This is a genomic window from Nocardioides sp. Z13_37, assembly GCF_058355585.1.
In genome coordinates this window covers 431,733-446,227 of sequence record NZ_JBZGDV010000001.1, presented here as the reverse complement: position 1 = coordinate 446,227, position 14,495 = coordinate 431,733, and the positions used below count along the sequence as shown (strand labels likewise).

The window sequence follows — 14,495 nt, the reverse complement described above, 5'->3', positions numbered from 1 at the left end:
GCCCCGGGGGAGGGCCATGCCGCCGTCTGTGCGTTTTTCGGTCGGATCTCGCGCTTCTGGGGGGATCCCGTACGTCAGCGGGAGGGCGACGTACGGGGTGCGAGAGCCGGTCCTGCGGAACGCGGCCGCCGCCGGGCTCACCCGGACGTCTGGTGGTCCTCCTTGCCGGGAGGGTCGGTCCTGCCGGCACCGCCGGGGGCGCTGCCGTGTCCGGCATTGCCGGAGTTGCCCGGGTTGCCGTTCCCGGCGTTGCCGTTGCTCCCGGGGTTGCCGTTGCCGGAGTTGCCCGGGTTGCCGTTCCCGGCGTTGCCGTTGCTCCCGGGGTTGCCCGCGTTCCCCGAGCTGCCGGGGTTGCCCTGGGGCAGGCTTCCAGTCCCAGCGGTCCCGGCGTTGCCGTTGCTGAGGTTGCCGCCGTTGCCGCTGCCGGAGTTCCCGGGGGTGCCGTTGCCGGGGCTGCCGTTGCCCGGGTTGCCGGCGTTGCCGTTGCCAGGGGCACCGCCGTTGCCGTTCCCCTGGCCGTTGCCCTGGTTTCCGTTCCCGGAGTTCCCGGAGTTCCCGGGGGTGCCGTTGCCGGGGCTGCCGTTGCCGTGGCCGTGGCCGTTGCCGTGGCCGTTGTTGTGGCCCGGACCGTGGCCGTGGCCGTGGCCGTGGCCGTGGCCGTTGCCCTGGCCGTGGCCGTGGCCGTGGCCGTTGCCCTGGCCGTTGCCCTGGCCGTTGTTGTGCCCCTGGCCGTTGCCCTGGTTGCCGTTGGGTGTCGTCTCGTCGCTCCCACCGGTGCCGCGCGGCGGACCGATGAGGGCGACGCAGTAGGTGGCGATGCGGTCGGGGCCGCCCGCCTCCTCGGCGAGTGCCTGGAAGGCGGCACTGCCGAGCGACGCGCCGGCGCCGGCGCGGTCGATCGCCTGGAAGGCGCGGCACAGGCCCTCGTAGTCGGGGGTGGGAGGGGTGGCGGTCGGGTCGGGCGTCACGGGCGGGGGTGTCGGCGACGGTCCGGTGGAACCGGAGGGCGTGGTGGAGCCGGAGGGCGTGGTGGACGGACCGACGGAGCCAGAGGGGCCGGAGGAGCCGGAGGGGCCGCTCGTGCCCGACGGCGCGAGCGAACCGCTGGTCGTCGCGGACGGGTCGCTGCCGGGGCCGCTGCTGGTGGAGCCGGAGGAGGCGGAGGGGCTCTCGCCCGTCGTCCGCGGGGACGACTCGCCCGCCTGGTCCGCGGCCCTGCCGGAGAGGGACGGCCAGCCGGACAGCCCGGGGAGGTCCGCCGAGGTGGCGAGGGCGAAGCCGCCCGAGGCCAGGGCCACCACGGCGCCCGCCGCCACGACGGCGTGGGTCGCGGCGCGGCCGGCCAGGCGGGTGGGGGAGACGAAGCCGCTGCGCGTGGCGGGCGGCGGGGACGACCGGGCGACGTGGAAGGCCGCCGCGGTGGCGTCCTCGCGTCGCAGCTCGTCGGGATGAGCGGGCGCGCTCGCGGCGGCGAGGGCCTGTCCCAGGGCGTCGTCGTGCTCCGCCGGTGCGTCGAGCAGGCGCTCGGCATCACGGCGGGACAGGCGGGGGTCGGGGGTGCTCATCTCACTCCCCTCAGCGTTGTGGGCCTCATGGGTGTTACGGCTCCTCCGAGATCCGCTTCGCGAGCTGCTTGAGCCCGCGGTGGGCGGCAGCCCGGACGGCGCCGGGCCTCTTGCCGAGGATGCGCGCTGCGGTGGGCGCGTCGAAGCCCAGCACCGTGCGCAGCATGATCGCCTCGGCCTGGTCGGGCGGGAGCGTGGCGATCAGCCGCACGACCTCCTCCGAGCCGACGCGGACGAGGGTGTCGGCCTCGACGTCGGCGACGTCGGCCAGGTCGACCAGGTCCTCGACGGGCTGGTCGGCCACGGGCCGGCGCCGGGCGTGGCGCAGGTGGTCGAGGGCACGGTTGCGGCCGATGGTGGTGATCCACCCGCGGAAGCCGTCGGCGTCGCCGGTGAACCGGTCGAGGTCGCGGAACGCCTGCGCCCAGGCGTCGCTCGCGACGTCCTCGGCGTCGGCCGGGCCGACCAGGACGGTCAGGTAGCGCAGGAGGGGTGGCTGCACGTGGCGGTAGACGAGACGGAACGCCGCCTCGTCACCCGCCTGCATCGCCTCGACCGCATGGTCGAGCCCCTCCTCCGCGCGCACCGCCGCATTGTCCCCGACCCCGGCCGCGACGGCACCAACCCCCCGACCGGACGTCCCGCGAGCCCGTTCCCGCACCGCGCGTGCGTCCGGTGCGGGCGAGGCTCAGGTGGCCTCGGTGAGGTCGAAGACGGCGATCGGGTCGGTAGTGGGCTGCCGGGACCCGCCCTCGGGCTCGACGGTGATGCCCACCGCGGCGGCCTCCGCGGCCGGTCCGTCGAGGACGATGGTCTGGTCGGGCTCGTCGGGCATCAGCCCGGCGGAGACGAACTCGTCGCCGTCGATGAACCAGACCTCGTAGTCCTTGCCGCTCGGCGCGCTCACCATGTCCTCGGTGGTGATGACAGCCCGGTCCTGCGACTTCGAGCGCGTCAGGATCGCGCGGCCGGCCTCACCGAGGTCGACGGTGACCTCCTCGGCGTCGGGGGCCTGCAGCACCTGCTCGGCGGCGGTCAGGCGATTGACGTCGTCGTCGGCCGACTTCCAGGGCTGCGTCACCGCCGCACCGACGCCGACGACGATCGCGAGCGCCGCCGCGACCAGGAGAGGCACCCAGCCCCGCCTCCGGCCCGCGCGGTGGTGGTCGTGCGACGGGGAGGTCGAGACCTCGGGGGCGAGCGGACGGACCTGGGAGATGCCGGCGAGGACGGACTCGCGCAGCGACCCCGGCGGCGTGACGGCGACGGTCTCGGAGAGCAGGGCCGCGGTCTCGCGGAGCTCGGCCACCTCGGCGCGACAGTCGTCGCACTCGGCCAGGTGCCGCTCGACGCGGGCCCGCTCGAGGTCGTCGAGCGCGTCCATCGCGTAGGCGCCGGTGAGCTTGTGCACGTCACTCATGCGCCTTCTCGCTTCGGTCCGCGCGCGCTCGGGGCACCGGGTGCGCTGGGGTGGATGATGAGCTCGCTGCGCTCGATCATGAGGCAACTCCCATCAGGTCTCGCAGGCGGATCAGCCCGTCGCGTATTCGGGTCTTGGCCGTGCCGAGGGGCACGTCCAGCAAGGTGGCGACCTCGGTGTGCGTGTAGCCGCCGAAGTAGGTGAGCTCCACGGCCCGGCGCTGCACGTCGGTCAGCGTGGCGACCGCCCCGCGGATGCGGGCCGCGTCGAGCGAGGCGTGCGCGGACTCGGCAGTCTGGTCGTGGTCGGTGGGAGCCGTCTCGCGGTTCCAGGTCTCCTCGCGGGTGGAGGAGGCCTCGACCGAGCGGACCCGGTCGACGGCCTTGCGGTGGACGATCGTGAGCAGCCAGCCGACCGCGCTGCCGCGCTCGACGTCGTACCTCGTGCTGGAGCGCCACGCGTCGAGGTAGGCCTCCTGGGCCACCTCCTCGGCGTGGGCCGGGTTGCGCACGACCCGCAGAGCGAGCCCGTAGGCCCGGGCGGACGTGGCGTCGTAGAACTCGGCGAACGCCGCCTCGTCCCCCAGGGCCGAGCGACGCAGCAGGTCGGCGAGCCGGTCGGCGTCGCCCCCGGACGGGACGCCCTCGGGCGTCCCGTCCGGTACGGGCCTCACGTGGTCCACGTCAGCAATCCTCGCAGTGTGTGTCGGGTGCCGGCATCACATCTGCGGCATCAGGACCTGGTCGACGACGTAGACGGTGGCGTTGGCGGTCGGCACGTTGCCGCAGATGACGGCTGCCTCACCGATGGTGAAGTCCTCGCCCTCGCCCTCGACGGTGATCATGTCGCCCGCGAGGGTCTCGTGCTCGCCCGCGAGGGTCTCGGGGGTGAGGCGCTCACCGACCACGTGGTGCGTCAGCACGGTGGTCAGCATCTTCTTGTCCTTCAGGAGGGCGTTGAGGTCCTTCTTCGGGATCTGCGCGAACGCGTCGTCGGTGGGCGCGAACACCGTGATGTTCTCGGCCGAGTTGAGCGTGTCGACCAGGTCAGCCTCGGTCACGGCGGCGACGAGCGTCTTGAGGAGCGGGTTGTTGGACGCGGCGGTCGCGACCGGGTCGTCGGCCATGCCCTCGACCGAGCCCTCGCCCGACGTGGGGACGGCCGAGCAGCCGGCGCCGAAGGGCGCGTCGGCGGCCATCGCCGACTCGGACTCGGTGGGCGACTCGGACTCCGACTCCATGGGGGACTCGGAGGTCGACTCGGACGTGGAGTCGGAGGCGCTGCTGTCGGAGTCGCTGTCGCTGCCACAGGCGGCCAGGCCCATCGACGCGGTCAGCGCGAGGGCAGCGAGGCCCAGGGTGCGGGTGCGGAGCAAGGTGTTCATGACATGCCTTTCGGTTGGAGCCGATCTGGGTGGGCCGGGGGCCCGTTGTCGAGAGGTGTTCGGGGCCGTTCTCGGGGTGGATGGGTGAGATGGCGAAGAACTTTGGACAATCCTTGGACGGTCTCGCTCGCGCGCCGAGTGCGCGGGCGCGTCAGGTGATGAGGACGGAGATCTCCTGCAGGCCGCTGGAGCCCTCGGGGAAGGGGCGCATCCGGACGTCGGTCTGCACGTCGCCGTCCTTGTTGGTGGCCCGGGCGGCGATCAGGTGCCGGCCCGGGGTGGCGTCCCACTCGAGGTACCACTGGCGCCAGTAGTCGTCGGTGACCTGGGGTCCGAGGGTCGCCGGCTGCCATGCCTCGCCGTCGATGCGCACCTCGACGCGGTCGATGCCCACGCCCTGCGCCCAGGCGATGCCGCCCACGACGACCGTGCCCGCGCCGGTCTCCGAGAGCGGTCCGGGGGTGTCGATGCGGCTCGAGATCTTGATCGGCGCGTCGGTCACCCAGTCGCGCTCGGTCCAGTAGGCCTGCTCGGCGTCGTAGGTCGTCAGGGTCATCCGGGTGATCCACTTGCACGCGCTGACGAAGCCGTAGAGCCCGGGCACCACCATGCGGGCCGGGAAGCCGTTGGTGCGGGGCAGCGGGCCGCCGTTCATCCCGATCGCGATCATCGCGTCGCGGCCGTCGAGCGCCACGTCGAGTGGGGTGGAGATCGTCATCCCGTCGACGTCGGTCGACAGGATCTGGTCGGCCCTCGTCGCGTCGATGCCGGCGCGGGCCAGCACGTCGGCGAGCGGTACGCCGAGCCACCGGGCGCCGCCGACATAGGGCCCGCCGACCTCGTTGGAGACGCAGGTGAGGGTGATGTCGCGCTCGATGGTCGGCATCGCGGCCAGCTCGTCGAAGGTGAGCGTGACCTCCCGGTCGACGTCGCCGTCGATGGTGAGCGTCCACGAGTCGACGTCCACGGTGGGGATGGTGAGCCGGGTGTCGACGCGGTAGAAGTCGCCCGTCGGGGTCCGCAGCGGGGTGATCCCGTCGTAGGTCTGCTCCAGGCCGACGGGGAAGGACGACGCGGGGTCGGCTGCGACCGGCAGGGCGACGTCCGTCCCGCCGAGGCGGTAGGACGTCACCCAGCGGCCGGCGGCCCCCATGGTCACGCCGGCAGCGGCGAGGCCGCCGGTCGCCAGCACGACCCCGCGTCGTGTCGGGCCGCCGACCCCCGGCGACGGCTCCGTGTGGCCCCGGTCGTCGACGCGGTGCAGCCACCACAACGAGGTGGCTGCGACCGCGGCGGCGACCAGGGCAGGTACGAGGTCCAGCGGCCCGGATCCGGGACGCAGGACGGACAGCACGCCGGCGACACCGGCGAGGCCGACCAGCACGAGCAGTCCCGGCGTCTCGCGACGCGACGTGACCACCCCCGCGACGGCGGCGAGCACCAGCACGACGACGGTCACCGAGCCGACCAGCACCAGCTTGTCGGCGCTGCCGAACTGTCGGATCGCCCACTCCTTGAGGGGGGTGGGCGTCAGGTCGATGACGGTCGAGCCGACGGCCAGCACCGGCGAGGCGGCCGGCACGGTCAGCGCGGCGACCAGGTGGCCGGCGGCCAGGCCGACGGCGGTGGCGAGCACGCCGTACGCCGCGTGGCGCGCGGTGCGCGACCGGGACTGGTGCTCGGGGGTGTGCATGGGTGGGGTTCGGAGCGGGGGCCGCCCCGGATGGGACGACGTCCCCGGCACTGCCTCGGCGACCGATCGGGACCACCCCTGCGGTGCGGCAGGATGTCCGCCATGACCTACGCCCCCGACGAGCTGGTGCACTACGCCGTGGCAGACGCCGTCGCCACCATCACCCTCGACAGCCCCGCCAACCGCAACGCCCTGAGCCGCCAGCTCGTGACCGAGCTCGTCGCGCACCTCGAGCGCGCCGGTGCCGACCCCGAGGTGCGGGCCGTCCTCATCGAGAGCTCCGGCAAGGTCTTCTGCTCCGGCGCCGACCTCACCGAGGCCTCGAGCGAGGGGATGGAGGCCGGCACCCGGGCCATCGTGGAGCTGCAGCGTCTCATCGCCGCCCTCGACAAGCCCGTCGTGACCAAGAACCTCGGCGCGGTGCGCGCGGGCGGCATCGGGATCGTCGCCGCCGCCGACATCGCCATCAGTGCGGACGACGCCACCTTCGCCCTCACCGAGGTCAAGCTCGGCCTCGCCGCCGCGATCATCAGCCTCACCGTCCACCACCGGATGAACCCGCGGGCCGCGGCCCTGACCACCCTCGGTGGCGAGGTGTTCACCGGCGCCGAGGCGGCGGCGTACGGCCTGGTGACCAAGGCGGTCCCGGCCGCCGCCCTCGACGAGGAGGTCGCCGCCGTGTGCGCGAGCCTCGCGACGGGAGCGCCCCAGGGCCTGCGGGAGTCGAAGCGGATCCTCAACCGCGAGCTGCTCGCACGCATCGACGCGCTGGGCGAGGAGATGGCGACCACGAGCACCCGGCTCTTCGCCTCCGACGAGGCGCGCGAGGCGATGCTCGCCTTCCTCTCCCGCAAGAAGTAGCCCTCGCGACGTCGCTCCCTCACCGTCGCCCGTACGTGGGCGGTCCGGTGGGCGGTGGCTGAGCAACCTTCCGCCCCGCGCAGAACGTTGCTGACTCACCGCCCAACGCGCCGACCGGATCCGCACCCCGGGCGCCCCGGTGTGCCTGCTCGGAGCCGTCCTCCTGCCGGGGTGAGCGGCGGGCGCTCTGGTCCACCGTTCGCGAGGAGTCGGCGCTCGTCGGTGCCCGCCGGTAGGCTTGTCGGTCTGCCCGGGACCGTTGGGCAGTGGTTCATCGGGGGATGAGGGAGCAGGATTTGAGCGAGGAGCTCGAGGCGCGCGAGATCGCGGCGGAGCAGGCGTACGTCGACGAGGTCTACGTGCAGCTCGAGGCGTCGACCCGCAGCGCGCGGGCGTTGGCGGCCGAGGGCCACAGCCGCGGCAAGCTGGAGCACGAGGGCGGCCTGGTCGAGCGCGACGCGATGGTCTTCCAGGCGGCCAAGCGCATCGCCCAGCTCGACGCCGCGCATGAGGGCCTGGTGTTCGGCCGGCTCGACCTGCACCCGGAGATCGACCCCCAGCCGCGCTACATCGGGCGCATCGGTGTCCGCAACGCCGACCGCGACGTCCTGCTGATCGACTGGCGCGCGCCGGCCGCCGGCGTGTTCTACCAGGCCACCGCCGCCACGCCGTCCGGCGTCGTGCGCCGGCGGGTGCTGCGCTCGCAGCACCGCACGGTCATCGGCGTCGAGGACGAGCTGCTCGACGACGAGGCCGACACCGACCTGCCGATCGTCGGTGAGGGTGCCCTGATGGCCCAGCTCTCCCGCGCCCGCGACCGGTCGATGCACTCGATCGTCGCCACCATCCAGGCCGAGCAGGACAAGGCGATCCGCGCGCCCGGCAAGGGCGTCGTGTCGATCTCCGGCGGTCCCGGCACGGGCAAGACCGTGGTCGCCCTCCACCGCGCCGCCTTCCTGCTCTACTCCGACCGTCGCCGCTACGAGGGCGGCGGCGTGCTCGTCGTCGGGCCCAGCGGCGTGTTCATGCGCTACATCGAGCGGGTGCTGCCCAGCCTCGGCGAGACCGCGGTCGCGCTGCGCTCGCTGGGCGAGGTCGTCGGCGGCATCCGTGCCACGCGCCACGACGAGCCGGCGGTCGCCGACGTCAAGGGCGCCACCCGGATGGCCGAGCTGCTGCGCCGCACCGCACGCCAGCACGCCCCCGGCGCCCCGACCAGCTTCCGCATCTACTGGCGCGACGAGACGATCGTGCTCGACCCCGGCCTGCTGGGCCGGCTGCGCCGGCAGCTGATGTCGCAGGGCCGCCGCAACCGGCAGCTGCCGCGGGTGGCCAAGACGCTCCTCGACGCGATGTGGCGCCAGGTGGGCGGCGAGCGGGGTCGCGAGCGAGGCCGCCAGGCGTTCGACGACGACATGCTCGGCCACGCCGGCTTCGTGGAGTTCGCCTCCGCCTGGTGGCCGCCGCTCGACGCCCAGACGGTGTTCGGCTGGCTGCGCGAGCCCGACTTCCTGGCGCGCGTCGGCGAGGGCGTGATCTCGCGCGAGGAGCAGCTGCTGCTCAGCAAGTCGTGGGCGTCGGGCGACCTCTCGATCGAGGACGTCCCCCTGATCGACGAGCTGCGCTACGCGCTGGGCGACGTGCCGCAGCGCACCGACGACGAGCGCGACCTCGACGAGACCGGCCTGCTCGAGGGCGGGGTCGACCTCCAGGAGCTCACCACGATCTCCGAGCGCGAGTACGCCCCCGGCGGTCGCCCGTGGGCGCCGCCGACCCACCGGATCGAGGACGACGGCTACGCCCACGTCCTGATCGACGAGGCGCAGGACCTCACCCCGATGCAGTGGCGGATGGTCGGGCGGCGCGGCCGCGCCGCGAGCTGGACGATCGTCGGCGACCCGGCCCAGTCGTCGTGGCCCGACGCCCCCGAGGCCGCCGCGGCCCGCGCGGAGGCGCTGGAGGGCAAGGAGCTCCACGAGTTCCACCTGTCGACCAACTACCGCAACTCCGCGGAGATCTACGCCTTCGCCGCCGACTACGCCCGCCGCGTGGGCCTCGACGCCGACCTGCCCCAGGCCGTACGCCGCACGGGCGAGGAGCCGCGGGTGGTGGGTCCCGTCGACGACCTCGAGGCCGCGGTGCGCGAGGCGGTCACCACGATCGCCGACCGCGTCGAGGGCACCGTCGGCATCGTCGTTCCGGTCGCTCGGCGCTCGGAGGTCAACGCGTGGCTGGCGTCGTGGCCCGAGCTCGCCGACGACGCCGCGGGGGCCCGCGCCGCCGTCGACTCGAGCGTCACCCCGAGCGGGGAGGACCGCGTGGTCGTGCTGACCGGCCTCGACACCAAGGGCTTGGAGTTCGACGGCATCGTGGTGGTCTCGCCGCAGGAGATCGAGGACGAGTCGGCCACCGGCCGCGCCACCCTCTACGTCGTGCTCACCCGCGCCACGCAGCTGCTGACGACGGTCGGGTGATGAGCATCCGACCATCCCTTGCCGCGGATGCGTAGCATCGTCTGACGAGGATCCGGACACCACGAACACTCTGGGGAGGCTGATGTCTCGGCTCGCGCGTCCCTGGGTAGGTGGCAGGAGGGTCTGGCGCGCAGCGGTGCTGCTCGGCTCGCTCCTGCTCCTCGCCACGGCCTGCATCGGCCCAGGCACCTGGCCGACGCAGGTTTCCGGTCCCCGACGTGCGTGGCCCCCCACCACGGCCCCTCCCGTGACCAGTCCGCCCGTGTGGGAGACCCTCTTCGTCGACCATTTCGACGGTCCGGCCGGGGTGGGTCCGGACCAGTGGCACCACATGACCAACTGGAACGCGGCCGCCCTCACCGGGCTGGGCCAGCTCGAGGTCGGGCACCTCGCTCAGATCCGTTCGACACCCGGGTGGACGCTCCCGGCCGGGACGCGCGTACGGGTCTCGGCGAGCCTGGTGATGCCCGACACGAGCACGAACTACGCCGCACTCTGGGTGCAGCATCCCAACCCGGTCGACCCCCGCGAGATCGACGTGATCGAGAGCTACGGCCCGCAGAAGGTGGCGGGTGCCCAGCTGGGGTCGCACATCTGCTACGACGAGACCCTCGACAACGCCGTCGACGAGTGCGGTGCCGCGGGCCTCTCCCCCGAGCTGTGGCCGGTCGGGCACGCATTCGCCGACGGCGCGAAGCCGTGGGAGACATTCTGGGAGTACCACGCGGAGTTCACCGTCGGCGGCGAGCAGGTGCACTACGAGGCGAGGGACGGCTCGGGCAACCTGGCCTACGTGGTGGACTCCACGCCGGACGCGCGCCGCGTGCCCGGCAACGTCGTCCCGTTCCACCTGAGGCTGTCCAACAAGGACGTCGATCCCGAGTACATGCTGCCCGGCGGGACCAGGCACAGCATGTTCGTGGACTGGGTCACCGTGGAGGTGCTGTACCCCACCGCAGCGGGCTGAGACCGCTCAGGCGCGATCGGAGTGCGATCGGGGTCCAGCAGCTCCGGTCCCGCCACGACGGCAGTACGGCTGCGCCTCCGAGGGCGGTTGTGCTTGTCAGCACCGGCGATGTCGTCGCGCGAGGACACCGTGCGCCAGCTCGGCTGGGAGCCCCGCTGGAGCCTGCGCGACGGTGTCGCGGAGCTGCAGCGGTGGATCGCGACGCAGCTCGACTGAGACGCCCCCGGGCGCGGCGCCGACCAGCCGTAGGGTCTCCCCATGACCCAGACCCCCGCCGTCCGAGACCTCCTGGAGCAGATCCAGGGGCACGGCGCGTGGGCGGTCATCCGGCGCAAGGCCTCGCCGACGGTCGGCCTGATCGGCGGCACGCCGAGCGAGGTCGCGTCCCTGCTCGACATCCCGCTCGAGACCGGCGTCCCCGAGCCCGGCCGCAGCGCCGACCGGCTGGTGGCCGTGCCGTTCCGGCAGGTGCGCGAGCGCGGCTTCGCCGCCATCGACGACGGCGCCCCGCTGACGGTCGTCGACATCGAGGCCGAGCACGAGGTGTCGGTCGACGAGCTGCTCGAGGCGCTGCCGGACGTGCCGGTCGAGTTCGCCGACCGCGGCGGCTTCACGACCAGCGACGACGACTACGCCGAGGTCGTGGAGGCGATCATCCGCGACGAGATCGGCCAGGGCGAGGGCGCCAACCTCGTCATCGGCCGGCACTACCGCGCGGTCGTCGCCGACTGGGACGCCTCCCGTGCGCTGACGGTGCTGCGCCGTCTGATGGAGCGCGAGCGAGGGGCCTACTGGACGTTCTGCTTCTTCACCGGAGAGCGGTTCCTCATCGGCGCGAGCCCCGAGCGGCACGTCTCGGTGCGCAAGGGCGACGTCCGGATGAACCCGATCTCCGGCACCTTCCGCGTCGCGGGCCACGGCGACGCGCTCAAGGAGCGCCTCCTCGACTTCCTCGCCGACGAGAAGGAGGTCTTCGAGCTCTTCATGGTGGTCGACGAGGAGCTGAAGATGATGTGCGACATCTGCCAGGAGGGCGGCCAGGTGCTCGGGCCGTTCCTCAAGCCGATGACGCACCTGATCCACACCGAGTACCTGCTCGCCGGCCGCTCCGACCGCGACCACCGCGAGATCCTGCGCGACACGATGTTCGCCGCCACGGTGACCGGCGCGCCGGTCGAGAACGCCTGCCGGCTGATCGCCGACTACGAGCCCGAGGGCCGCGGCTACTACGGCGCCGCGCTCGCGCTCTTCGGCCGCTCTCCCGACGGCACGCCCACGATGGACAGCCCGATCCTGATCCGCACCGCGGACGTCTCGCCGGCCGGCGAGCTCAAGGTCACCGCGGGCGCCACGCTCGTGCGCGACTCCGACGCCGCCTACGAGGTGGCCGAGACCCGGGCCAAGGCCGGCGGGATCCTCAGCGCGTTCGGCCTCGCGCCGGCGGCGACCTCCGACGGCACCGACATCGCCGAGCTGGCGCGCGACGAGGACGTCCTGCTGGCCCTCGGCACGCGCAACCAGCGGCTGTCCCGCTTCTGGCTCACCGACCAGGCCGGCGAGCCGGCCGACCCCGGTCTGGCGGGCAAGGACGTCGTGATCCTCCACGGCGAGGACGACTTCGTGAACATGCTCGTCCACGTGCTCGGGGTCTTCGGCATGACGTCGCGGGTGGTGCGGCACGAGGACTACGCGCCCGGGGCGTTCGACGGCGCCGACCTCGTGATCGTCGGGCCCGGCCCGGGCGACCCGCGCGAGGGCGAGCACCCCAAGATCGCCTCGTTCCGCCGTGCGGTCGACGACCTCCTCGCCTCCGGGCAGCCGTTCCTCGCCGTGTGCCTGGGTCACCAGACGCTGTGCGAGCGGCTCGGGCTGGACCTCGGCTACAAGGACGTCGTCTTCCAGGGCACGCAGTCGCCGGTGCGGCTCGACGGGCGCACCGAGCGGGTCGGGTTCTACAACACCTTCGTCGGGCGGGTGCCCGGCGACGGTGCCCTGCCCGACGGCGTACGCGTCGAGGCCGACGCGGAGAGCGGCGACGTGCACGCGATCGTCGGCCCGCACTACCGGGGCATCCAGTTCCACGCCGAGTCGATCCTCACCGAGAACGGCTACGACCTGCTGCACGCCGCGGTGCGCGACCTCCTCGCCTGACGGCGACGGGACGCGCCCGGGCCGCTCCAGTTTCCCCGGTCAACCGGGGAAACCCCGACTTCTCGCGTGTTGTACGCCCCGAGAAGTCCGCAACTCGCGCGAGAGGTCGCGGTGAGTCTCCGGGAGACTCACGGTGCAGCGACTCGGCCGACGCCGCTGAAGTAGAGTCGGCCTGTAGACATTCGTTGTCACGATCCGGCGTGGCGGACAACCAATCGCCTGCCCACGACGTCACCCTTGGTGACCGACGTGGCACAGGCAGGGGAGCAGTGGGGTACTTCAAGGGAGCGTGGGCCGGCGTGTGCCTGCTCGCGCTGATGGCATGCGGCGCCGCCGGCAGCGGGTCCACCGACGGCTCGCGCGGCCCGGACGACGCCGCACCGCCGCGCGTGACCAGCGACGCCGTGGCGGTCGCCGAGGCGGAGCCGGCGGCGGCGCGGGCCCAGCGGCCCAACATCGTCGTGGTGATGCTCGACGACTTCTCGATGGACCTCGTGCAGACGATGCGCTCGGTGCAGCGGATGCGCAAGGACGGCGCGAGCTATCCGCACTCGTTCGTGACCGACTCACTGTGCTGCGTGTCGCGCTCGAGCTTCTTCACCGGGCAGTACCCCCACCAGACCGGCGTCCTGACCAACACCTCCAACAAGGGCACCTCCCGCCTCGGCGGCTGGCCGGCCTACGACACCAACGGCAACCCCGAGCGCGCGTTCAACGTGCGGCTGCAGGAGTCCGGCTACCACACCGGCTTCATCGGCAAGTTCCTCAACGAGTACGAGTGGTCGCCGGGCCGCGCGCTGCCGCCGGTCGTGCCGGGGTGGACGACGTTCAACGCTGTCTTCGGCTCGGCCTACGACGGCTGGGACTTCGCCAGCACGACCCTGGTCGACCAGCGGCTGCAGCTGGTGCAGCACCCGGCGCCGCCGGCGAGCGCGAGCAACACCGTCAAGGACAAGGCCTACGCCGGCGCGGTGATCGGCGACCTCGCGATGGACTTCGTCCGGGCCAACGAGGCCTCCGACGCGCCCTACTTCCTCGAGGTGGCGCTCTACGCCCCGCACAACCGCACCAACCCCGAGCCGCACTACGCCGGCGACCCGCTCTTCCCGCCCATGTTCCGCGACCGCACCGGCGCGCGCAGCTGCGGCCGCGTGGCCTGCCACAAGCTGACCGGCGCCGACCTGCCGGGCCTCGGCGACCCGCGCAAGGACAACCGGCCGCGGCGGGCCAACGGCAAGCCGGCCCGGGCGTGGAACACGTCCCGCACGCTGCCCACGTCGGCGGCGCTGCGCGACCTGCGCGACCGGGCGCGGATGGCGCAGTCCGCCGACCGGCTGGTGAAGAGGATCCTCGGCGCCGTCGGCCCCAACACCTACGTCGTGCTCACCTCCGACAACGGCTTCCACCTCGGCCAGAACGGCATGGGCCGGGGCAAGGGGACGCCGTACGACACCGACGTGCGCGTGCCGCTGCTCGTCACCGGTCCCGGCGTGGTGCCGGGCAAGCGCCGCGAGGTGACCAGCAACATCGACCTCGCGCCGACCTTCGAGGAGCTCGCCGGGCTGCCGCCGGCGCCGTATCGCAGCGGGCAGTCGCTCGTACCCACCCTGTCGCAGCCCGGCCTGGTGCGGCAGTCGTACGCCTTCATGGAGCACACCCAGCAGACGCTCACCGGCAACGACCCCGACGCCGCGTTCAGCGGCACCGAGCTCGACCGGATCCCCTCCTACACGGCCGTGCGGAGCCGCACGGGGCTGCTCGCGCGCTTCGACCTCGATCCGCGCCCCTCGAAGACCACCTGGGGCTACGAGTACTACTCGTACACGAAGGACAGGTACGAGCGGCGCAACTCCTTCGCCGGCAAGCGGAGGACGCCCGAGGTCAGGGACCTGATGGCGAGGCTGACCGCGTTCGACGGGTGCCGCGAGGTGGGCGACCAGCCGGTGTCGGAGGCCTGCCGGGCGCTGCGGCAGTGAGGCG

The 14,495-nt window shown here is 73.1% G+C and carries 11 protein-coding genes; 5 read left to right on the top strand and 6 right to left on the bottom strand.

The window, feature by feature from the left end; translation table 11 throughout:
- Positions 1–137: 137 nt before the first annotated feature.
- The 6 genes from AC4H2S_RS02110 to AC4H2S_RS02085 form a co-directional block, all read right to left on the bottom strand.
- Positions 138–1,565, bottom strand: coding sequence for a hypothetical protein (locus AC4H2S_RS02110; protein ID WP_491495305.1), 1,428 nt, complete (start codon positions 1,563–1,565; stop codon positions 138–140).
- A gap of 34 nt (positions 1,566–1,599) precedes the next feature.
- Positions 1,600–2,151 (bottom strand): RNA polymerase sigma factor, encoded by a 552-nt coding sequence (locus tag AC4H2S_RS02105; protein ID WP_491495304.1) that lies wholly within the window; start codon positions 2,149–2,151, stop codon positions 1,600–1,602.
- A gap of 102 nt (positions 2,152–2,253) precedes the next feature.
- Positions 2,254–2,985 (bottom strand): anti-sigma factor, encoded by a 732-nt coding sequence (locus AC4H2S_RS02100; protein ID WP_491495303.1) that lies wholly within the window; start codon positions 2,983–2,985, stop codon positions 2,254–2,256.
- A 76-nt stretch (positions 2,986–3,061) separates the two neighbouring features.
- Positions 3,062–3,667 (bottom strand): ECF RNA polymerase sigma factor SigK, encoded by a 606-nt coding sequence (sigK, locus tag AC4H2S_RS02095; RefSeq protein ID WP_491495302.1) that lies wholly within the window; start codon positions 3,665–3,667, stop codon positions 3,062–3,064.
- Positions 3,668–3,703: 36 nt separating this feature from the next.
- Positions 3,704–4,369, bottom strand: coding sequence for a fasciclin domain-containing protein (locus AC4H2S_RS02090; RefSeq protein ID WP_491495301.1), 666 nt, complete (start codon positions 4,367–4,369; stop codon positions 3,704–3,706).
- Between the two features lie 151 nt (positions 4,370–4,520).
- The gene (locus tag AC4H2S_RS02085) at positions 4,521–6,062 is read right to left on the bottom strand and encodes a molybdopterin-dependent oxidoreductase (RefSeq protein ID WP_491495300.1); all 1,542 of its coding nucleotides are present in this window, start codon (positions 6,060–6,062) and stop codon (positions 4,521–4,523) included.
- Between the two features lie 102 nt (positions 6,063–6,164).
- Here AC4H2S_RS02085 and AC4H2S_RS02080 point away from each other — a divergent pair, with 102 nt between their 5' ends.
- From AC4H2S_RS02080 to AC4H2S_RS02060, 5 genes are all read left to right on the top strand, one after another.
- Positions 6,165–6,923 (top strand): enoyl-CoA hydratase-related protein, encoded by a 759-nt coding sequence (locus AC4H2S_RS02080; protein ID WP_491495299.1) that lies wholly within the window; start codon positions 6,165–6,167, stop codon positions 6,921–6,923.
- A gap of 281 nt (positions 6,924–7,204) precedes the next feature.
- Positions 7,205–9,397 carry a HelD family protein gene (locus AC4H2S_RS02075; RefSeq protein WP_491495298.1) on the top strand — a complete coding sequence of 731 codons (2,193 nt, stop codon included), beginning with the start codon at positions 7,205–7,207 and terminating at the stop codon, positions 9,395–9,397.
- Between the two features lie 247 nt (positions 9,398–9,644).
- Complete coding sequence (locus AC4H2S_RS02070) at positions 9,645–10,364, top strand: hypothetical protein (RefSeq protein ID WP_491495297.1); 720 nt, start codon at positions 9,645–9,647, stop codon at positions 10,362–10,364.
- Between the two features lie 258 nt (positions 10,365–10,622).
- Positions 10,623–12,515, top strand: a complete 1,893-nt coding sequence (locus AC4H2S_RS02065; RefSeq protein WP_491495296.1) for an anthranilate synthase family protein — start codon at positions 10,623–10,625, stop codon at positions 12,513–12,515.
- 269 nt (positions 12,516–12,784) lie between these two features.
- The gene (locus tag AC4H2S_RS02060; protein ID WP_491495295.1) at positions 12,785–14,491 is read left to right on the top strand and encodes a sulfatase-like hydrolase/transferase; all 1,707 of its coding nucleotides are present in this window, start codon (positions 12,785–12,787) and stop codon (positions 14,489–14,491) included.
- The last annotated feature ends 4 nt before the right edge of the window (positions 14,492–14,495 follow it).